General features: G+C 31.3%; 18 protein-coding genes. 14 read left to right on the forward strand and 4 right to left on the reverse strand.

Annotated features, from left to right (window positions below):
* The first annotated feature begins 246 nt into the window (after nt 1-246).
* Both E4100_RS08915 and wrbA read left to right on the forward strand, forming a co-directional pair.
* The gene (locus E4100_RS08915) at nt 247-648 is read left to right on the forward strand and encodes a Fur family transcriptional regulator (protein ID WP_135271702.1); all 402 of its coding nucleotides are present in this window, start codon (nt 247-249) and stop codon (nt 646-648) included.
* A 101-nt stretch (nt 649-749) separates the two neighbouring features.
* On the forward strand, nt 750-1,361 hold the full coding sequence (gene wrbA, locus E4100_RS08920; RefSeq protein ID WP_135271703.1) for an NAD(P)H:quinone oxidoreductase type IV: 612 nt from the start codon (nt 750-752) through the stop codon (nt 1,359-1,361).
* Between the two features lie 21 nt (nt 1,362-1,382).
* Here wrbA and E4100_RS08925 read toward each other — a convergent pair whose 3' ends face one another.
* The 3 genes from E4100_RS08925 to E4100_RS08935 form a co-directional block, all read right to left on the reverse strand.
* Complete coding sequence (locus E4100_RS08925) at nt 1,383-2,297, reverse strand: DUF4349 domain-containing protein (RefSeq protein WP_135271704.1); 915 nt, start codon at nt 2,295-2,297, stop codon at nt 1,383-1,385.
* Between the two features lie 452 nt (nt 2,298-2,749).
* Nucleotides 2,750-2,947 (reverse strand): hypothetical protein, encoded by a 198-nt coding sequence (locus E4100_RS08930; protein ID WP_135271705.1) that lies wholly within the window; start codon nt 2,945-2,947, stop codon nt 2,750-2,752.
* A gap of 5 nt (nt 2,948-2,952) precedes the next feature.
* A complete protein-coding gene (locus tag E4100_RS08935; RefSeq protein WP_135271706.1) occupies nt 2,953-3,735 on the reverse strand; it encodes a hypothetical protein in 783 nt (260 codons plus the stop codon).
* 530 nt (nt 3,736-4,265) lie between these two features.
* Here E4100_RS08935 and E4100_RS08940 point away from each other — a divergent pair.
* The 4 genes from E4100_RS08940 to E4100_RS08950 all read left to right on the forward strand — a co-directional run bounded on the left by E4100_RS08940 (nt 4,266) and on the right by E4100_RS08950 (nt 5,940).
* On the forward strand, nt 4,266-4,571 hold the full coding sequence (locus tag E4100_RS08940; RefSeq protein ID WP_135271707.1) for a UPF0236 family transposase-like protein: 306 nt from the start codon (nt 4,266-4,268) through the stop codon (nt 4,569-4,571).
* 251 nt (nt 4,572-4,822) lie between these two features.
* Entirely contained in the window at nt 4,823-4,969 is a 147-nt protein-coding gene (locus E4100_RS09310) for a hypothetical protein (protein ID WP_167792113.1), read from the forward strand.
* Nucleotides 4,970-5,014: 45 nt separating this feature from the next.
* On the forward strand, nt 5,015-5,239 hold the full coding sequence (locus E4100_RS08945) for a hypothetical protein (RefSeq protein WP_135271708.1): 225 nt from the start codon (nt 5,015-5,017) through the stop codon (nt 5,237-5,239).
* A 203-nt stretch (nt 5,240-5,442) separates the two neighbouring features.
* Nucleotides 5,443-5,940, forward strand: coding sequence for an RNA polymerase sigma factor (locus tag E4100_RS08950; RefSeq protein ID WP_135271709.1), 498 nt, complete (start codon nt 5,443-5,445; stop codon nt 5,938-5,940).
* Nucleotides 5,941-6,396: 456 nt separating this feature from the next.
* On the opposite strand, the gene E4100_RS08955 is transcribed toward E4100_RS08950, so the two are convergent.
* Complete coding sequence (locus tag E4100_RS08955; protein ID WP_135271710.1) at nt 6,397-8,187, reverse strand: M3 family oligoendopeptidase; 1,791 nt, start codon at nt 8,185-8,187, stop codon at nt 6,397-6,399.
* A gap of 372 nt (nt 8,188-8,559) precedes the next feature.
* Here E4100_RS08955 and yjeM point away from each other — a divergent pair, with 372 nt between their 5' ends.
* From yjeM to E4100_RS08995, 8 genes are all read left to right on the forward strand, one after another.
* Entirely contained in the window at nt 8,560-10,095 is a 1,536-nt protein-coding gene (yjeM, locus tag E4100_RS08960; RefSeq protein WP_135271711.1) for a glutamate/gamma-aminobutyrate family transporter YjeM, read from the forward strand.
* A gap of 82 nt (nt 10,096-10,177) precedes the next feature.
* The gene (msrB, locus tag E4100_RS08965; protein WP_135271712.1) at nt 10,178-10,609 is read left to right on the forward strand and encodes a peptide-methionine (R)-S-oxide reductase MsrB; all 432 of its coding nucleotides are present in this window, start codon (nt 10,178-10,180) and stop codon (nt 10,607-10,609) included.
* 285 nt (nt 10,610-10,894) lie between these two features.
* Entirely contained in the window at nt 10,895-12,127 is a 1,233-nt protein-coding gene (locus tag E4100_RS08970) for a S41 family peptidase (RefSeq protein WP_135271713.1), read from the forward strand.
* A gap of 410 nt (nt 12,128-12,537) precedes the next feature.
* Nucleotides 12,538-14,157 (forward strand): DEAD/DEAH box helicase, encoded by a 1,620-nt coding sequence (locus tag E4100_RS08975; RefSeq protein ID WP_135271714.1) that lies wholly within the window; start codon nt 12,538-12,540, stop codon nt 14,155-14,157.
* A 32-nt stretch (nt 14,158-14,189) separates the two neighbouring features.
* A complete protein-coding gene (locus E4100_RS08980) occupies nt 14,190-15,206 on the forward strand; it encodes a threonine aldolase family protein (protein ID WP_245196390.1) in 1,017 nt (338 codons plus the stop codon).
* Nucleotides 15,207-15,322: 116 nt separating this feature from the next.
* On the forward strand, nt 15,323-16,453 hold the full coding sequence (locus tag E4100_RS08985) for a glycerate kinase (RefSeq protein WP_135271716.1): 1,131 nt from the start codon (nt 15,323-15,325) through the stop codon (nt 16,451-16,453).
* 1 nt (nt 16,454) lies between these two features.
* A complete protein-coding gene (gene mnmL, locus E4100_RS08990; protein ID WP_209315332.1) occupies nt 16,455-17,381 on the forward strand; it encodes a tRNA modification radical SAM protein MnmL/YtqA in 927 nt (308 codons plus the stop codon).
* A 16-nt stretch (nt 17,382-17,397) separates the two neighbouring features.
* Nucleotides 17,398-17,967: a DJ-1 family glyoxalase III gene (locus E4100_RS08995; protein ID WP_135271718.1), complete on the forward strand. Its 570-nt coding sequence runs from the start codon at nt 17,398-17,400 to the stop codon at nt 17,965-17,967.
* Nucleotides 17,968-18,135: the final 168 nt, after the last annotated feature.

Here is an 18,135-nt window from a genome sequence, read left to right on the forward strand (position 1 = left end):
CCGCCGTATACGAGAACCGTACGTACGGTGGTGTGGGAGGTCGGAAAATAAAATAATTATTTTCCTCCTACCCGATTTTGTATAAAAATCTATAAAATGTATTTATGCAAATAAAGTGGAAAGGTGGAAAGTCTGGAAAGTCTGGAAAGTCTGGAAAGTCGAAGAGGCATTTGAATAAATTATTTGAGTTGACCAAATACTTCAAATAAGATATCATATTAACATAATATAATTGGAGTTGTTGATATGAATAATGAAGCTATTGTAGCTGTATTAAAAGAAAATAAAATGAGACCTTCTTTCATCAGAGTTAAAATTTATACTCTATTAGTGGAATCGAGGATTCATCCAACAGTAGACGAGATATATGAGCAGCTTTCAAAGGAGATTTTGACTTTATCCAAAACCACAGTTTATAACACTTTAAAGTTATTTATTGACAAGGGGATAGTTAGAGCAATAAATATCGAAGGAAATGAATTGCGGTTTGAAGCAGAAAGGGGTTTTCACGGTCACTTTAAATGCAGGGTATGTGGAAAAATATATGACATTCCTATGGGTGAAGATGTCATGACTAAAGAGTTAGAAGGATTTATGATAGACGATATACAGGTTTTAGTGTCAGGAGTTTGCCCAGATTGCGAATAAAATAATTCCTACTAATTTAGTATAAATTTGTTTATTATTTTTCTTCCTAGGGTATATTAGTGCTACGACGATAATTTACTAATATATAGGAGGAATATTTGATGGATAAAGTTAAATTAGCAGTTATATTTTATAGTGGGTATGGCACAAATTTCAAGATGGCTCAATGGGCAAAGGATGAAGCAGAAAAATCAGGTGCAGAAGTTAGACTTTTAAAAGTTCAAGAGCTAATTCCTGATGAAGTAATAAATGCAAACGAAGGCTTAAAAGCTATGAAAGAAGCCACAAAAGACATACCTGTTGCAAAGTCTGATGACTTAGTGTGGGCAGATGCTCTTATATTTAGTGCAGGCAGCAGATTTGGAAATATCCCATCTCAACTAAAGAACTTTTTAGATATGCAAGGTGGACTTTGGGCTCAAGGCAAGTTAGCAAATAAAGTTGTTTCTGCGATGTCATCAGCACAAAATCCTCATGGGGGACAAGAAGGTACAGTTAAAACTATTCTTTCGACTATGATGCATTGGGGAGCAATAATAGTAACACCGGGATTCATAGATGAAGCAGTCTATGGGGCAGGTGGCAACCCTTATGGAACATCAGCTACAGTAGCTATGGATGGAAGTATAGTTGATAATGTAGAACCAGCTGTAAGATTTCAAGCAAGAAGAACTGTAGAAGTTGCAAGTTGGATAAAAAAGGGAAGAGAATAAATAAATCCTAAGGCTTAAGCCTTAGGATTTATTGTTATCTGAGTCATTTTTAGGAGGATAATTTATTCTTTTCTTATTTCTTCTTATACCGAATTTAACTATAACATAAATAATTACAGCAATAAGGAGAAGAAAGAAAATATTTGAAACAATAAATAATACTAGTTGTTCAACAAAAATGTAGAAATTATTTATAGCTTGACTAAAAGCAGCTTTCAATTTAGTAAAAAATCCAGCGTTAACTCCTGCAGAACTAGACAATTTATTGACTTCATGGATCGATATACTAAAGGTCGTAAAATCAACTCTCTCATCAAGTCCTTGTAGCTCAGCTTTTAGTGATTCTTTCTGAGATATAACATCGCTTAATTGATTCTCTATAGCAAGTATATCCTCTATTTTTTCTGCTTTTTCTAACAGACTCAATAGTCTTTCTTCTTTTGTCTCTAAGACTTTTATTCTTGATTCAGTGTCTTTATAATATTTAGTAACATCTTGTTTAGAAGTATATTCATTAGTTATATTCCCAATATCTGGGATAGATTTTTTAAAGTTCGATACATTAGCTTTGGGTATCCTTATCTCTAGATATGCATATCTATCATATTCGCTGTATCTATCGCTTATCCTATTATCATATGATATTTCAGAATTTACAACATAGCCATCATTTACTTCTATTAATTGATTTAGTTTATCTAGCGTTTTTTCATATTCAATAGTTTCAATGTTCATGTTAATTACTGTAATAACTTTTTCTGGTTCAATAGAACTGCCCTTTTCACCAGTAAACTCTGGGCTTTCGCTCGGTGATTCTTGGGAAGTAACTACAGAGTTATCATTTGTGCTACTTTCATTGTTGCTACAACCTGTCGCTAATGAAAGAATAATTATGAGAGAGAAAAATATTATACTCAATCTTTTAAAATATTTCATAAAAACTCATCTCCTTTTAGCCATTATAACATTAAAATGGGAAAAAGTAGTTACAATATAATTACGCTCAAATTATTTTCATACAATGTTTTTAATATTCTAAAAGAACTCAAATTCTAATTGAAAATTCCTCTAGAGGAAATATGTAATAACCCTATAACGATTCATATGGAGGCTAGGTAAGGATAAGTCTAATAGATAAAATAAATTTTTATCTAGATATATATTTATTCATATTCCTTGTTTTACTTGGCGTTTATCCATATATTATATTTGTATTTAATTCCATATTGTTTTGCGGAGAAAAGCCTTTTTAATGTCCCATGCTTTTTTTGATAATTTTCAAAGCTGCTCACACCGCAATTGGCTCTATCTAGATTATTAAAATTATGAAAAGGACAAATTGACGATTCGAATATACATAGGTATTTTTAGTCAATCACCCTTTTTTTCTATTTATGTTCAGTATTTTCGTATAATTTGTATAACTTATCCAATAAATAAAACTCTAAGGAACATAATATAGTTACACTACCAGCAATTAATGCTTTTATTCCTACATAATTAAGGTCAACCATGTATATGAAGACAATAACTATAACAGGATTTACGACTGCTAAAAATTTAATTTTATTTATTATTTTTTTCATATTATTTACCTCGCGCTACTCCAATAGATAGTTGTTTCTTCAGTGGTAGTTATTTGTGAATTAACAGAAGTTCCATTTCTTGAACGAATTGACTTTCCATTCCAATCTGAAACATATCTCACTTTTCCAACATTACTTTTTGAAATACTAATCATAACAGGTTTTTCATTCGTTGAACGTTGAGCTATTTGATAGTAGAAATTATCATCCAATATACTTGCTATAGTTATTCCTAATTCATATGCTGCCGCAGCTGGGGGAACATTAAGAAGTGTAAGACCTAAAAGATACTTTATTGCAGTGGTTTGACCAGAACTTTGATTTTTAGCTATATACAGGTTAGCTGTATTAGGAGTAAGATACATTGTTGTCGTTTGTTGACCATAACCTCTAGTAGCTACTGTCCAATAAGTCGTAGCAGTGTATTTTCCAGAAGGAAGAGGTACATACTCTTCAGTTATAGCATATGTTTGAATATCTCCCTCTTGAGTTGGTTCGAGAAGCATATTATCTTCATTTAATGAACATATGTTAATAGTAAAATCTTTATTAATATTTTTTTTCATTATTATAAAATCTTGAACAATGAACATTATTTGATCATCTTTAAATTTATTAAAATTTTCTATATTGTAAGGTTCAAAAGTAGTATTCATAAGAAGGTTTTTTTCATAATCAGAAAGATTTAAATTCATAGGTTTACAAGGAATACCATTCATAGCAGAAGCAGAAATACTCATTGTAATTATTATTACAATTGTTAAAAATACTGATATAATTCTTTTCATATATCCCCCTCATTTTAATTTCGTAGTGTCAAATAGTATAACGTTTTTGTATGTCCATACCTGAGTACATTAGCAAAATTACATTTCTATTTCAATCACCTCCGTTTATCCTAGATAAACTCGACTCTCTTAAATAGCGTAGTTTGACTTTATCCTTTATAATATGTATGTATCAATATGCAAAAAAAGGGACAAACTATTTAAGAATTCCAAAAATTTCTTTTATACTGACTTAAATAAAAGAAATGGATCCAGTAAATGCTAAGCACTAAGCGTGAAAATTTGTCAAATTAATTAGAACGATAAATTATTTGACTTAAGAATGCCGTCAATCATGTTATAGATCTACCTTACATCGCATAGAAAGTTCAACAATTGCTCATGCAGATACTTCTTATATATGTTAAATTACCTTTTCGGATGTTAGTGTAAAATAATTGTTGGACTAAGAACAAAAAAATATAGAGAATAATTCTCCTTTTGATATAATGTAATTGCAAAAACACAATAAAGAAAGGAGAATATTCTCTATGAATAATATTATACAGTTAATAGCTGAAAAAGTTAAGAGGGAAATAGAAGAAAGTGTAATTAAAGTTATTGAAGGTGAGTTAACCCTTGATAATATCGTAGATTCAGTAGGAGCAATGGTTAATGATATTGGAACAAAAACTATGCTAGCAATAATTGATGAACTAAATGATATTATTAAAAAATCTCCAGAAAGAAGTAAGAAATATCATATTCATAAAAGTAAAGTAAATAGAACACTAATTACTAGATTTGGAGAATTAGAATTTGAAAGGGCATACTATAAAAACATAGAAAAAAAATAATTATGTATATATACTCGATGAATTACTAGACATAGAGAAATATGAAAGAATAGAAGCTAATCTAAAAGTAGAAATCTTAGATAAAACTACAAATATAGTTATGAAAAAGCAGTAAAATTATCCACATCTGTACCCATAACTAGAGAAACAGTAAAGAAAATAATAAGGGAAAATGGAGTAATAGACAACCTAGAACTTGGAATAAAAAAAGCTCAATTGAAATCATAAATTTGGCAATAGAAGAAACACCAATGGGAAGTAAAAAAGAAAGCATGAAAAAAGCTAAAAGATATATATTAAATAATTGGGAAGGAATCAAAAAATTATTTGGAGAAGAAAAATATAGATGTAGTGCAGAAGGCCATATCAGCCATATACTATCTGATAGGTTAAGTTGAAGACCAATGGGATGGAGTGTAGTAGGAGCAGATGAAATAGCATGAATGAGAACCTACAAAGCAAATGGAGGAAGTATAAAAGAGTATTATAGAAAACTTAGGACTGAAAGAAAAAAGGAAGAAAAAAGATTAAAACAAGATGAAAAAATAATAAATAGCATAAAAAGAACATATAACAATATAGATCCAGATATAATGATAGATATGCCATATATATCAACGACAGAAGGCAGATGGCTTAAAGATATGCTTAAAAGTTCAAGTTTTTAAAGTTTAATGTAATATAAATACAATATAAATAAGTACAAAATAGCTTATTACCTTAGGTTTATTAAGGTAAAGCAAAATTAAAATTACAAATTATTACAATATATGATTATGGAGTTATTATTCTACTATTATTTAGAAAATTATTATTTAGTTGTTTTCCAACAATTAATTGACACTATCCATCATCGGGGGGTGTTGAAAAGATGGGTCTTGATGATAATCAACAATGGTTTATAGAAAAGTTATATAAAGAAATGTATTATTCCTTGTCTACTTATGCTCTAAGTGCATTGAATGATCGTTCACTAGCTGAAGAAGCCGTTCAAGATACATTTAGAATTGCTTGTGCTAAAGTTGACAATTTTCAAGCTAGTGCAAATCCAAAAGGATGGCTATTTAATACGCTGAAATATGTTATTAAAAACATGATTCGTAGCAGGGCTCGTCTCAATAATATGATAGTATCTTCATTTGACTTTGATGAAAACAGTTATGTTAAGGATTTAGATACATCAAATATTGACCTTCTTTATTCTGACATAGTCGATAGTCCAGAATATAAATTACTGAAAAGGATTGCTCTAGACAAGTATACAATGTTAGAGGCAGCACAAGAACTTGGAATATCCCTAGAAGCATGTAAAAAACGTGTACAACGAGCAAAGAAGAAATTAAAAAGTCATCTTGTAGAAAATAAATGACTTCAAATGTCCCAAAAACCTTAAACAGCTACATATATAAAAAGAAAGGATTTGTGGTGATGTCTGAATCTAATAAAAATAATCATCGAAAGTACTCAATATCCCTATGTGGTAGGATAGTTGTCGTAAGGTGAAAATAACAGCATACGCATCTTCTGATATTGATAAAGGTGAAGTATTGGGAAGAGGTCCATATACAGCAATAAAAAATGGAAATACACTATAATATTCAGAAAGTGATTTGGATAAAATAATTAAAACTTCTTTCAATAGATTATAATCCTAATAAAAACAACTTTTCAGAAACAAAGAAGCAAAAGGATAAATAAATAATTTGACCTGAAACCATTTATGTTGACAATCGAAATAATAATAGCTATAGAGAAGTAGGATTGGAAGAACCTACTTCTCTTATATGTGCGCCCCTGCTGGGCACACATAAAAAAAGACATAGCTTTAAGCCATGCCTTTTATGATTTCATCTGCTAACTCTACATACATATTTATTTCTTGTTCAATTAATTTTAATGAGCTTGTAAAGAAATTCTTGTCATGAACATCTACATCCATCATCTTTGCTACATGGTATATATCATTTTTACCTGTTTCTCTTAAAAGAGCATCGTATTGTTTGACAAAATTTTCTTTATCATTTAGATATTTTGCATACAGTCCTTTTGAAAACAAAAGTCCGAAAGCATAAGGGAAATTGTAAAAGCTCAAATTAGCTGAATAATAATGGGATTTATTTATCCACATATAAGGATGGAGATAATTTTCATCTAAGCTATCACCATAAGCTTTTTTCTGTGAATCGATCATTATTTCATTTAACTCATTTACGGTCAAAGGATGATCCTTTCTTCTTTCGAATACCTCTGATTCGAATAAAAATCTGCTCAAAATATCAACTATTACTTGACCAGAACCAGATATTGATTCTTCCAATATAGCAATTTTCTCATCTATGGTTTTAGCCTCTCTTAAGCTTGCATTCACTACAATTGTTTCGCAAAATATCGAAGCGGTTTCAGCGATAGGCATTGGATATGAACTATTTAATATTGATTCGTCTTTTAAGTTAAATCCATGATAAGCATGCCCAAGCTCATGAGCTAAAGTAGTCATATTTGAAAAACTGCCATTGAAATTTGCCATAACTCTACTTTGTCCTATGCAATGAAGATTGGAGCAAAATGCTCCGCCTCTTTTTCCTTTTCGAGGTTCAACATCCAGCCAGTTATTTTCAAAAGCATTTTTAACAAAATCAGCTAATCTATCACTAAAGGTTCTAAAATTATCTATTACATAATTTATGGCTTCTTCATATGAAAAAGTTCTATCGTTTTTGCCGACTGGAGCAAATAGATCATAGAATGGAAGGCTTTTTTTATGTCCTAGTAATTCTGCTTTCTTTTTATAGTATTTATGGAATATATCAAGATTTTCATTCATCGCTTCAAGCATTGCATTTAAAGTTTCTTCATCCATTCTTGACTTTATAAGAGTTTCATGAAGTGGGGACTTATATCCTCTTAAATCGCACAAAGTAATTACTTCACCTTTTATGCCATTTAAAGCAGCACTTGATGCATCTTCGATTTTTTTGTAAGACTCTAGTTCTGCGAAATATGCACTTTTTCTCAAATCTGGATTTGCATCATAAGCTAGATTTCTAACTACTGGTAGTGGAAGAGTTTCTTTTTTTCCGTCTATGGTCATATCTACTTCAAGAGTTGATACAACTTTGTTTTGTAGCCCTTCCCAAGCTGAAGAACCAGTATTTGTAAGCTTTGATATAATAACCTCTTGATCTTTTGGGAGCAGATATTTTGCTCTCTCTTTATTTGACATAATAAAATAGTTATGTTCTTTTAAAACATCAGATGAAGAAATAATTTCTTCTAAATCATCTATTTTGAGTAAAAAATTTTGAAATTCGACAATTGAGGGAGTTATTTCATTAGCAATTACCTCAATTTTATCGAGATATTTAAAAGCATCTTCATCGTTTGCGTCAACAGCGTTCGTTAAATGTGCAAATGCTGCTAATCTAGAAACATAGTATCTGTACTGTTTCAAATAATCAATATAAATTTCTAACTTTTGCTTTGAATTAGCTACGTTTGAAAAAGCCTCACTAGTCCAAGTATTTATATCCTTAACTAGTTTTTTAAAAATAACTAAATCTGATTGAAATTCTTCGCTGTCAAATGATGGGTATAATTCTTTTAAACTCCAACGCAAATCATATCACCTCTCTATTTATTTCGACACACTAATATTATAACACAGACTAATAAAGTAGCAACAGCAACAATAGTTAAAATTATAACAATAAAATTCATTCAATGAAATATTCGAGAATTAATAAATACATATCAACAAGAAAATTGCAATAAAAATTTCATAATATTTTACGGCCATAAAGTTGATTTTAGAAATATTTTCAATAATCATACAATAAAACATAAGAATAAGCGATTATCTAATTGTAAATATATTACTGAAAAATCAGAAAAGAATTATAATATGCAAGCGTATTGCTTTTTTTAACAAATCGTATATAATCAATAATGTAATTTTTATGACATAAAATTAACTATTAAGGAGGATAATATGGCTAAAGATGTATCGAAATCTAAATTAACACTAGTTTCATTGATTTTAATGATTTTTACTTCTGTATATGGCTTTAATAACATTCCTAGGTCATTTTACAAGATGGGATATGCTGCGATCCCTTGGTTTATAATATCTGGAATTTTATTTTTTATACCATTTGCATTTATGATGTCTGAATATGGAGCGGCTTTCAAGGATGAAAAAGGTGGTATATATTCATGGATGGAAAAATCAGTAGGGCCTAGATATGCATTTGTCGCAACATTTATGTGGTATGCTTCTTATATAATCTGGATGGTAAATGTTTCATCTGGACTATGGGTACCATTGTCTAATGCAATTTTTGGCCAAGATAATACTCAGACTTGGTCGTTTTTAGGATTAAATGCAACACAAGTCCTTGGAGTTTTAGGTATAATATGGATTATGTTTGTTACGTTTGTTTCAACAAAAGGACTAGATAAAATAAAGAAAATCACATCTGTTGGAGGAATAGCAGTAACAGGATTAAATATTTTATTATGGGTTGGAGCAATAACTGTATTAATTTTAAATAAAGGAAGTTTTGCAGAGCCAATAGTTGGATTGAAGTCATTTACTCAGCCAATTAACCCAGAGTATCAAGGAAGTATGATTGCTTCTTTGTCATTTGTTGTATATGCGATATTTGCATATGGTGGAATTGAAGCAGTAGGTGGATTGGTTGATCAAACTGAGAACCCAGAAAAGACATTTCCAAAAGGAGTTGCAATCTCTGCAGCAGTAATTTCAATCGGATATGCTCTTGGGATACTACTTGTTGGGGCATTTACAAATTGGGATAATGTTATAAATTCATCTAATGTTCATATAGGAAATGCAAGCTATGTTATAATGAATAACCTCGGTGTGGCAGTAGGTCAAGCGATGGGTGTGGCTGAACAAACAGCTCTTTTATTCGGAAGAGTAATTGCAAGAGTATTTGGTTTTTCGACTTTCTTAGCTTTAATGGGTGCATTTTTTACATTGACATATTCACCATTAAAACAATTGATTGAAGGTACACCAAAAGAGTTATGGCCGGGTAAATTTAGCAAAATTGATGAAAAAAATGGCATGCCTGTAAACGCAATGGTTGTTCAAGCAGTTGTTGTAAGCGGAATTATTGCTTTAGTTTCTTTCGGTGGAGAGTCAGTTTCAAAGTTTTTCGACATATTGGTAATTATGACAAATGTAGCAATGACAATACCATATATGTTCTTAGCAGGAGCATTTCCTGCATTTAAGAAAAATCAAGATATTGTGAAACCATTTGAGGTTTATAAAAACTACAAAACATCCTTTGCTGCCACTGTAATTGTCGTTCTGACAGTTGGCTTTGCTAATTTCTTTACAATTCTAGAACCTGCTTTAAATGGAGATTTAAAGAGTGCTATATGGTCGATAGCTGGACCAATACTATTTTCATTAATCGCTTTGTTAATGTTTAATAATTATGAGAAAAAAGTAAGCAATATAAAAGTTATAAATAAAGTAGAGACGCAAAATTAATGAATTGCCCTTTGGTTAGATTCCAAAGGGCAATATTGTTTTAAATATTAATTTTTGGATATAATTATTAAAGGTGATGATTATGAAAGAAGAAAAAAATAATTTAAGAGAAAAGCTAAATACTATTTCATACAAAGTAACACAAGAGAACGCAACAGAAAAACCATTTTCGAGTCCGCTAAATAACAATTTCGAGGAAGGAATTTACGTTGATATAGTCTCAGGAGAAGTACTCTTTTCTTCAAAAGACAAATTTGACGCAGGTTGTGGATGGCCAAGTTTTGCTAAACCTATTGAGGAGGACAACATTGTTGAGAAAAAAGATTTATCTCATGGGATGATTAGAACTGAAGTAAGATCAAAAGGAGCTGATTCTCATTTAGGACATGTTTTCAATGATGGACCTAGGGATAAAGGTGGACTTAGGTATTGCATAAATGGTGCAAGTCTCAGGTTTATTAAGAAAGAGGACATGGAGAAGGAAGGATATGGAGATTATTTAGATAAAGTTTAGAGAATTTTCTAAACTTTTGATATAAGATAATACATTTGTTACAAGAAAAATAAAAAAAAAAAAGGCCTCTGATATAATGTTTTTCGTGAAAACAAAAAATCGGAGGGATCCTTTCTTATGAAAACAATTATTAGCAATTTATTAAAACCATAGCATTATTCAGAGACAATTTTTCAGAGGGCTGTGTCACATATGTTTGACTTCTCTACAAAAAAACAGATTAAACTATTCTCTATTGCTTTAGTTTGTGATTGAAAATACATACTATCTTTTAGGAGAGATTTTATGAAATTCAAAAGAATTATTGCAATACTTATGATGTTAAGTATAGTACTTATTAGTTGCACCTCTGAAGAATTAGAAGTAGAGGGCTTGACAATGGAAGAAAAATTAGAGGATTTTGATTATCTATATGAACTAATTGCTAACAATTATCCTCTTCTTAAAGTTAATGAGCGTCAAAATGGAATCAACTGGTTGGATGAGAGAGTTGAATTTGAAGAAAAAATTAAAAAGACTACTACAAATCAAGAATTTCTAATAGAAGTCAAAAACATTGTAAGAAGACTTAACAACAATCATACCCATGTAGTTGATAGAAACTACTTGCTTGAACTCTATGAATTTTATGGTGATGATGAATTAGGGGATGTGTTTAAGGAGTGGACTGACATAATTGAAGATGATACTGTTATGGAGTGGTATAATATAAATTCGGATGATTTAGCTATTACTTCAGAGTCAAATACTAATCATAGACCTTTAAATCGACAAACATATAGTACTAGTATAATTGTACCTGACGAAGTAGCTTATTTGAAAATTGAAGATATGATGATAGGATTTGAGGAACTGGAAAATATAGCAGAGGATTTAAGAAGTTTTTTTAATGAAGTATCTGAATATGATAAGTTAATTATTGACATTAGAGGGAACCCTGGTGGAAATGATTTATACTGGAGATATTGTGTCGTCCCCCCACTTATTAAAGATAGAATTACTGTGGAAAACTACTATTTTGTAAGAGGTTCTTACGCTAAGAAATTCTATGAATCAGGTGGTGCGGGTAATTTATATCCATTGTCACAGTTAGATGCTAATATAATGGAAAAACTACCAGAGGAAGTTAAAATAGATTTTCAATACTATGGTATTAGAAACATGACTATAGAACCTTTAGAACCAGTTGGATTTGAAGGAAAGATATTTTTATTAATAGATGACAAAGTTTTTTCATCTGCAGATGGCTTTGCAGCCTTTGCAAAAGATAGTGGTTTTGCAACATTAATAGGAGTGCCTACAATGGGAGATGGATTGTCATGGAATCCACTTTTAGCATCTCTACCAAATAGTGGAATTGTAATTCGTTTTAGTGGAGCACTAGCAATTAACAGAGATGGAACAATAAATGCTGAAGTTGGAACAACCCCCCATATTGAAATGCCAAATCATGCGTTCCGAATAGGTGAATGGGATGAGGCTATTCAATACGTAGTTAATTATAATGAAGTAGAGTAAATAAATATTCTCAAAAAATATAGACATGTTCATAAGTAAATTATATGGCTATAAAGACCGTGAATAATGAATTACATATAGAAGGAGAGACTGTGAAATAATTTGTGTATGGTAATTCTCCAAGTTAAGGTAAATTAAAAATATCTTGATAAGGTGAATTTACTAAAAGAGGCTCTTACTACTGTTAAAGATACTGTTAAAGAGCGAATAATTATATAAAATATTAGATATAAATTAAAATTATATAGGTCTTGAAAAATACTAAAAAATAATACATTTTAACAGAGATAAAAAGTGTTTCATTTTAACTTGCATTTGGCGTTTAGAGAATTCTCTAAACTTTTTTCTTGCTTTTATGTCTACTTAAGTATATACTTAATTAGTTAAAGACAAGGAGGAAATTTTTTTATATGGAGAAATTAAGATTTGATGAAATGGAATTTAGTGAGGCTGTGAAGAAAGGCATAAGGGATATGGGTTTTGAAGAGATGTCCCCTATTCAATCACAAGCAATACCTATTCTTTTACAAGGTATAGATGTAATCGGCCAAGCACAAACAGGAACCGGTAAAACAGCTGCTTTTGGCATACCTTTGTTAGAAATGGTAGATGTAAGTGTAAAAAAGACTCAAGCGCTCATACTATGTCCAACTAGAGAGCTTTCTGTACAGGTAGCTGAAGAACTTACAAATTTAGCTAAGCACGTAAAAGGGCTTAACATATTACCAGTTTACGGCGGACAACCAATAGAAAGACAATTAAAGGGTTTAAAAGCAGGAGTGCAAATAGTTGTAGGCACACCTGGTAGAGTCATTGATCACATTAGAAGAAAAACTATAAAGACTGACAGCATAAAATACATGGTGCTCGATGAAGCTGACGAGATGTTTGACATGGGATTTAGAGATGATATTGAATTGGTTATGAATACATTGCCAAAAGAAAGGCAGACAATATTTTTCTCAGCGACTATGCCAGATGAAATAAGACAATTTGCAAAGAAGTTCCAAAAAGACCCACAGTATATAAAAGTAGTTCATAAAGAACTTACTGTACCTAAAGTAGAACAATCGTATTACGAAGTAAGATCACAGATGAAAACTGAGATACTCAGTAGACTAATAGATATATACAACCCAAAATTGACATTGGTATTTTGCAACACCAAAAAGAAAGTAGATGAGTTGACTACAGAACTTCAATCTAGAGGCTATTTAGCTGATGGGCTGCATGGAGACTTAAAGCAAAATCAAAGAGATATGGTAATGAACAAATTCAGGAAATCAACAATTGATATCTTAGTAGCTACCGATGTAGCCGCTAGAGGATTAGATGTTGATGATATTGATTTGGTAGTAAATTATGATTTGCCACAAGACGAAGAAAACTATGTTCATAGGATAGGCAGGACAGCAAGAGCAGGACGAAGTGGAAGAGCTTTTAGTTTCGTATCAGGAAGAGAGATATATAAACTTAAAGACATACAAAAGTACACTAAGACAACTATAGAGAGAAGAGAAATACCAACTTTAAAGGATATACAAGCTAAATACACTGAAAGCGTTCAAGATAAGATAAAGCAAGAAATTGAGGCAATTGAAGAAAATGACTTAACTAAATACAATTCAATATTAGATGCATTGTTATTAGAAGAGTACAGCTCATTTGACATAGCTCTTGCACTATTGAAGATGTATTTAGATGAGAAAAAAATATTTGAAGGTCATGAAGAAATAGAGCAGATAGATACAAAGAGAAAATACAATCCAAATGGAATGTATACAAGACTTCACATAAATGCAGGAAAGACTTTAGGCATCAGCCCAAGACATATATTATCTGCAATATTTGAAGAGACTGGTTTAAATAAAAAAATCATTGGAAATATAGATCTATATGACGATTTTACTTTTATTGAAGTACCTTCTGAATACGATGAAGTAATTATAAATAGTTTAAATGGCAAGAAAATAAGAGGGATAAAAGTAAGAGTTGAAAGAGCAAATGCTAAGAAGAAAATAAGCAGGTAATAATTTTTAATCTGGAGGCGATAGTGTTGAAAATGTTTAAAAGCGACAACACATCTGGGGTTCATCCTAAAGTATTAAAAGCTATTGAGGAAGTTAATTTTGAACATGAAAGTGCTTATGGTGAAGATTCGGTAACAAAGAAAGCTATAGAAAAATTCAGATCTGTATTTGAAAAAGATGTTGATGTCTTTTTCGTAACTACAGGTACATCTGCAAATGTTATAGGGTTATCAGGAGCTTTGTTGCCATACGAAGGAGTGATTGCTCCAGTAACTGCACATATAAATGTTGATGAATGTGGAGCTTTAGAAAGATATGCAGGCAATAAGATAATACAAATACAAACTGAAGATGGCAAAATAAATCCTGAAATGATAGTAGATACTTTAATAGTTTTAGGGGATGAGCATGCTGTTCAACCTAAAATCATCTCTATATCTCAAGTTACAGAACTGGGAACTTTATATGAAGTTGATGAAATAAAAGCACTAGCGGATTTTGCTCATAAAAATGGGTTATATCTACACGTTGATGGAGCTAGGATTGCAAATGCAGTATGTGCATTAAATTCGTCTTTCAAAGAGATGTTAACAGATACAGGAGTTGATTTGGTTAGCTTTGGGGGAACTAAAAATGGAATGATGATTGGTGAAGCAATTGTTGTTTTGAATGATAACCTCAAAGGCAGATATCATTTTTATAGAAAACAAGGTATGCAACTAGTTTCAAAGATGAGATTTATTTCTGCCCAGTTTTTAGCTTATTTAGATGGAGTATGGGAAGAAAATGCTAAAAATTCAAATGAGATGGCAAGATATTTTGCTAATGAATTAGAGAAATTTGACCAGATTAAGTTAAAATCAAAAGTTAGAGCTAATATGATATTCGCTTATATGCCAAAAGATTTGATAAATGTACTTCATGAAAAATTTGCATTTTATGTAAACGATGAAAAAGAGGGTTTAATAAGATTGGTAACCTCCTTTGACACTACTAAAGAAGATATAGACTTGTTTATAAATGAAATTAAAAATTATTACAATAAATAAACCTTGACTTAAGTCAAGGTTTTCTCATATGAGAAAATCAGAAAAATACTAGGTTATAAATAAACCGCTTTGGGTATAATCAAACTATATAAATACAGGAGAAAGCGGGAGCTCAAATGAAAGTAATAATTGCACCATGTGAAATAAGAAATATCATAGATGCCAATGATATGGCCATATACATGGAAGATGGAGTAAGAAATATAATTAAAAATGCCCAAATATATAAGTACCCTTTATTAGATGGAGATTCTCCTATTGAACAGACAAGAGCATTAGGAGGCAAAATTTATGAAAAAGAGACTCTTGACCCATTGGGAAGAAAAATCAACTCAAAATACGCTGTGCTAAATGATAAGGTTATCATAGATTTGAAAGAAAGTTCAGGTTTGAGACACTTAAGCATAGAGGAAAGAAATCCCTTACTAACATCAACTTTTGGCACGGGTTTATTGATTTTAGATGCATTAAATAAAGGGTACCGAGATTTTTATATTTACACTCGTGGAAGTGCCACAAATGATGCTGGAATAGGAATATTAAAAAGTTTAGGACTTAAGTTTCTAGATTCAAATAAAAATGAAGTAGATTTAAATGCAAAAGGGCTGTATATGATAAGAGATGTTGATGTTTCAATGAAAGATAAACGCCTTGATGAAACTTCATTTACTGTGGTTACTGATTATACTGAGGAATATTCTGGGCTTCATGGTATCGCCTACACATATGGTCCGTTAAAGGGAGCGACCCCTTTAATGATAGAATCATTAGATAGAGGCCTTAGAAATTTTGCATTGATAGTTGAGAAAAAAATGGGAATAAATATAGAAAAAGTAAATGGTTCAGGAGCAGGTGGAGGAGTTGCAGCAGGGTTGTATAGTTTTTTAGATGCTGATATAATACCTACTACAGATGCGTTTTATGAGATAAGCAATTTAAAAAACAATCTTTTTGATGCAGACTTAGTCTTAACTGGCTCAACTGAAGTTATAAAATGGGAAAAGTTAAATAGCTTAATGATGGATATTGTAGATAAAGCACATAAAAATCATGTGCCTGTAGTTGGAATCTTTGGATATATAGAAAATGATCTAGATAAACTTTATTCAAATGGCTTTACTGGGATTTATTCACTTTATAAAAATAGGCTCCATATGAACAATTCTTTTATGGAACCTCAAGAAACGCTTCTAAAGACAGTTGAGTCGATAATAAGCCTAATGAACGATGAACAATATGAGGGGTAAGATGTTAAGCGGAAAGAGATATAATACATTAAATGATGAACTTTTTCGAAAATTTGGCGAAAAAGTGTCTAAAATAGCTATAGATGGTGGCTTTACTTGCCCAAATAGAGATGGCACTATAAGTTCTTATGGGTGCCTTTTTTGCAATGAAAAAGGCTCTGGTGATTTTAGCAGTGCACTTTATGACATTGATAAAGAAATAAATAATCAAATTAAAATCAACCAAAGAAAATGGAATACTAACAAATTTATTGCATATTTTCAAGCTTTCACTAATACTTACGCAGATGTAGAGACTTTAAAGAAAAAGTACGAAATCTGTATAACAAGAGAAAATGTAGTGGGGTTAGCAGTGGCGACAAGACCAGATTCTTTTACTGAAGAAATCTACGATTATCTTGAAGAATTAAACGACAGGACATTTCTTTGGGTGGAGCTAGGCTTACAAACTGTAAATGAGGATACATCTAAACTCATAAATAGAGGGTACAATCTAGATGTTTATGAGGAGTGTATCTCTGAATTAAAAAAACGGAATATAAAAGTTGTAACACATCTCATATTTGGATTACCATATGAAGATAAAACTGACATGCTAAATTCCGTTAAATTTGTTGCTAATACAAATACCTGGGGAATTAAATTTCATTCGCTTTACATTCAAACTGATTCTAGATTATATGATTATTACATTGCAAATCAATTTAAATTATTGACCAAAGAAGAGTATGTAGATATTGTAGCTTTGGCAATTTCTTATTTACCAAAGGAAATGGTAATTCACAGACTCACTGGAGATGCGAACAAAAAACTGCTCTTTAAACCTGAGTGGTGCAGCGACAAACTTTCAGTGATCTCTTCTATAGATAAAAGATTAAAAGAGCTCGATTTATATCAAGGTTTCAATTATAATAATAATATGGAATAAAAAAGGGGTTGATATGATGAATAAAGTCCTGATTATGCTTGCTGATGGATTTGAAGAAGTTGAGGCATTAACTTGTGCTGATTATCTTCAAAGGGCTAGTATAGAGGCTGTATTAGTGTCTACAAATAACAATCAAATTGTTGAGGGGTCTCACAAAATAAAAGTAGTTGCAAATAAACTATTGGAAGATATAGTTTCTGCAGTTAATTATTCTGCTATTGTAATTCCTGGAGGGCAGCCTGGAGCGACGAATTTAAAGAACAATATGAGAGTTTTAGAATTTGTAAAAGAATTTTATGACGAAGAAAAAATAGTCGCTTCAATATGTGCAGGACCTACTGTACTTCATGAGGCTGGCATATTAGACGGAAAGAAAGTCACATGTTTTCCTGGATATGGGGATAAATTAACTGGAGCAAAAGTTGTAAATGATATCGTTGTAAAAGATGGCAATATAATAACGGCAATGGGACCGGCAGCTGCTAATTATTTTGCAATAAAAATTGTTGAAACTTTAAGAGGTAGCGAAAAGGCTAAAGAGCTTAGAAAAAGTATATTATTAGATGTAGTTGAAAATCAAAGATGAGTTAAACTCATCTTTCTCTTTGTGTGCCCGGCATGGGAGACAGCTTAGCGGTGGAAGTCCGCCATGGGCTTGGTAGTGGGAACCATTAGCCAATGACAAGGGTGTCCATCGTGAGGTGGAATCTGAAGGAAGTCGGAGGCAAAATCCCGGCTCGATGAACAAGAACCG

The organism is Soehngenia longivitae (assembly GCF_004684055.1).
Lineage (GTDB): Bacteria > Bacillota > Clostridia > Tissierellales > Tissierellaceae > Soehngenia > Soehngenia longivitae.

What these genes read in the sequence shown, in the direction of transcription:
- E4100_RS08915 (WP_135271702.1), top strand. Translation starts at nt 247, where the DNA reads ATGAATAATGAAGCTATTGTAGCTGTATTAAAAGAAAATAAAATGAGA.
- wrbA (WP_135271703.1), top strand. Translation starts at nt 750, where the DNA reads ATGGATAAAGTTAAATTAGCAGTTATATTTTATAGTGGGTATGGCACA.
- E4100_RS08925 (WP_135271704.1), bottom strand. Translation starts at nt 2,297, where the DNA reads ATGAAATATTTTAAAAGATTGAGTATAATATTTTTCTCTCTCATAATT.
- E4100_RS08930 (WP_135271705.1), bottom strand. Translation starts at nt 2,947, where the DNA reads ATGAAAAAAATAATAAATAAAATTAAATTTTTAGCAGTCGTAAATCCT.
- E4100_RS08935 (WP_135271706.1), bottom strand. Translation starts at nt 3,735, where the DNA reads ATGAAAAGAATTATATCAGTATTTTTAACAATTGTAATAATAATTACA.
- E4100_RS08940 (WP_135271707.1), top strand. Translation starts at nt 4,266, where the DNA reads ATGAATAATATTATACAGTTAATAGCTGAAAAAGTTAAGAGGGAAATA.
- E4100_RS09310 (WP_167792113.1), top strand. Translation starts at nt 4,823, where the DNA reads ATGGGAAGTAAAAAAGAAAGCATGAAAAAAGCTAAAAGATATATATTA.
- E4100_RS08945 (WP_135271708.1), top strand. Translation starts at nt 5,015, where the DNA reads ATGAGAACCTACAAAGCAAATGGAGGAAGTATAAAAGAGTATTATAGA.
- E4100_RS08950 (WP_135271709.1), top strand. Translation starts at nt 5,443, where the DNA reads ATGGGTCTTGATGATAATCAACAATGGTTTATAGAAAAGTTATATAAA.
- yjeM (WP_135271711.1), top strand. Translation starts at nt 8,560, where the DNA reads ATGGCTAAAGATGTATCGAAATCTAAATTAACACTAGTTTCATTGATT.
- msrB (WP_135271712.1), top strand. Translation starts at nt 10,178, where the DNA reads ATGAAAGAAGAAAAAAATAATTTAAGAGAAAAGCTAAATACTATTTCA.
- E4100_RS08970 (WP_135271713.1), top strand. Translation starts at nt 10,895, where the DNA reads ATGAAATTCAAAAGAATTATTGCAATACTTATGATGTTAAGTATAGTA.
- E4100_RS08975 (WP_135271714.1), top strand. Translation starts at nt 12,538, where the DNA reads ATGGAGAAATTAAGATTTGATGAAATGGAATTTAGTGAGGCTGTGAAG.
- E4100_RS08980 (WP_245196390.1), top strand. Translation starts at nt 14,190, where the DNA reads ATGTTTAAAAGCGACAACACATCTGGGGTTCATCCTAAAGTATTAAAA.
- E4100_RS08985 (WP_135271716.1), top strand. Translation starts at nt 15,323, where the DNA reads ATGAAAGTAATAATTGCACCATGTGAAATAAGAAATATCATAGATGCC.
- mnmL (WP_209315332.1), top strand. Translation starts at nt 16,455, where the DNA reads ATGTTAAGCGGAAAGAGATATAATACATTAAATGATGAACTTTTTCGA.
- E4100_RS08995 (WP_135271718.1), top strand. Translation starts at nt 17,398, where the DNA reads ATGAATAAAGTCCTGATTATGCTTGCTGATGGATTTGAAGAAGTTGAG.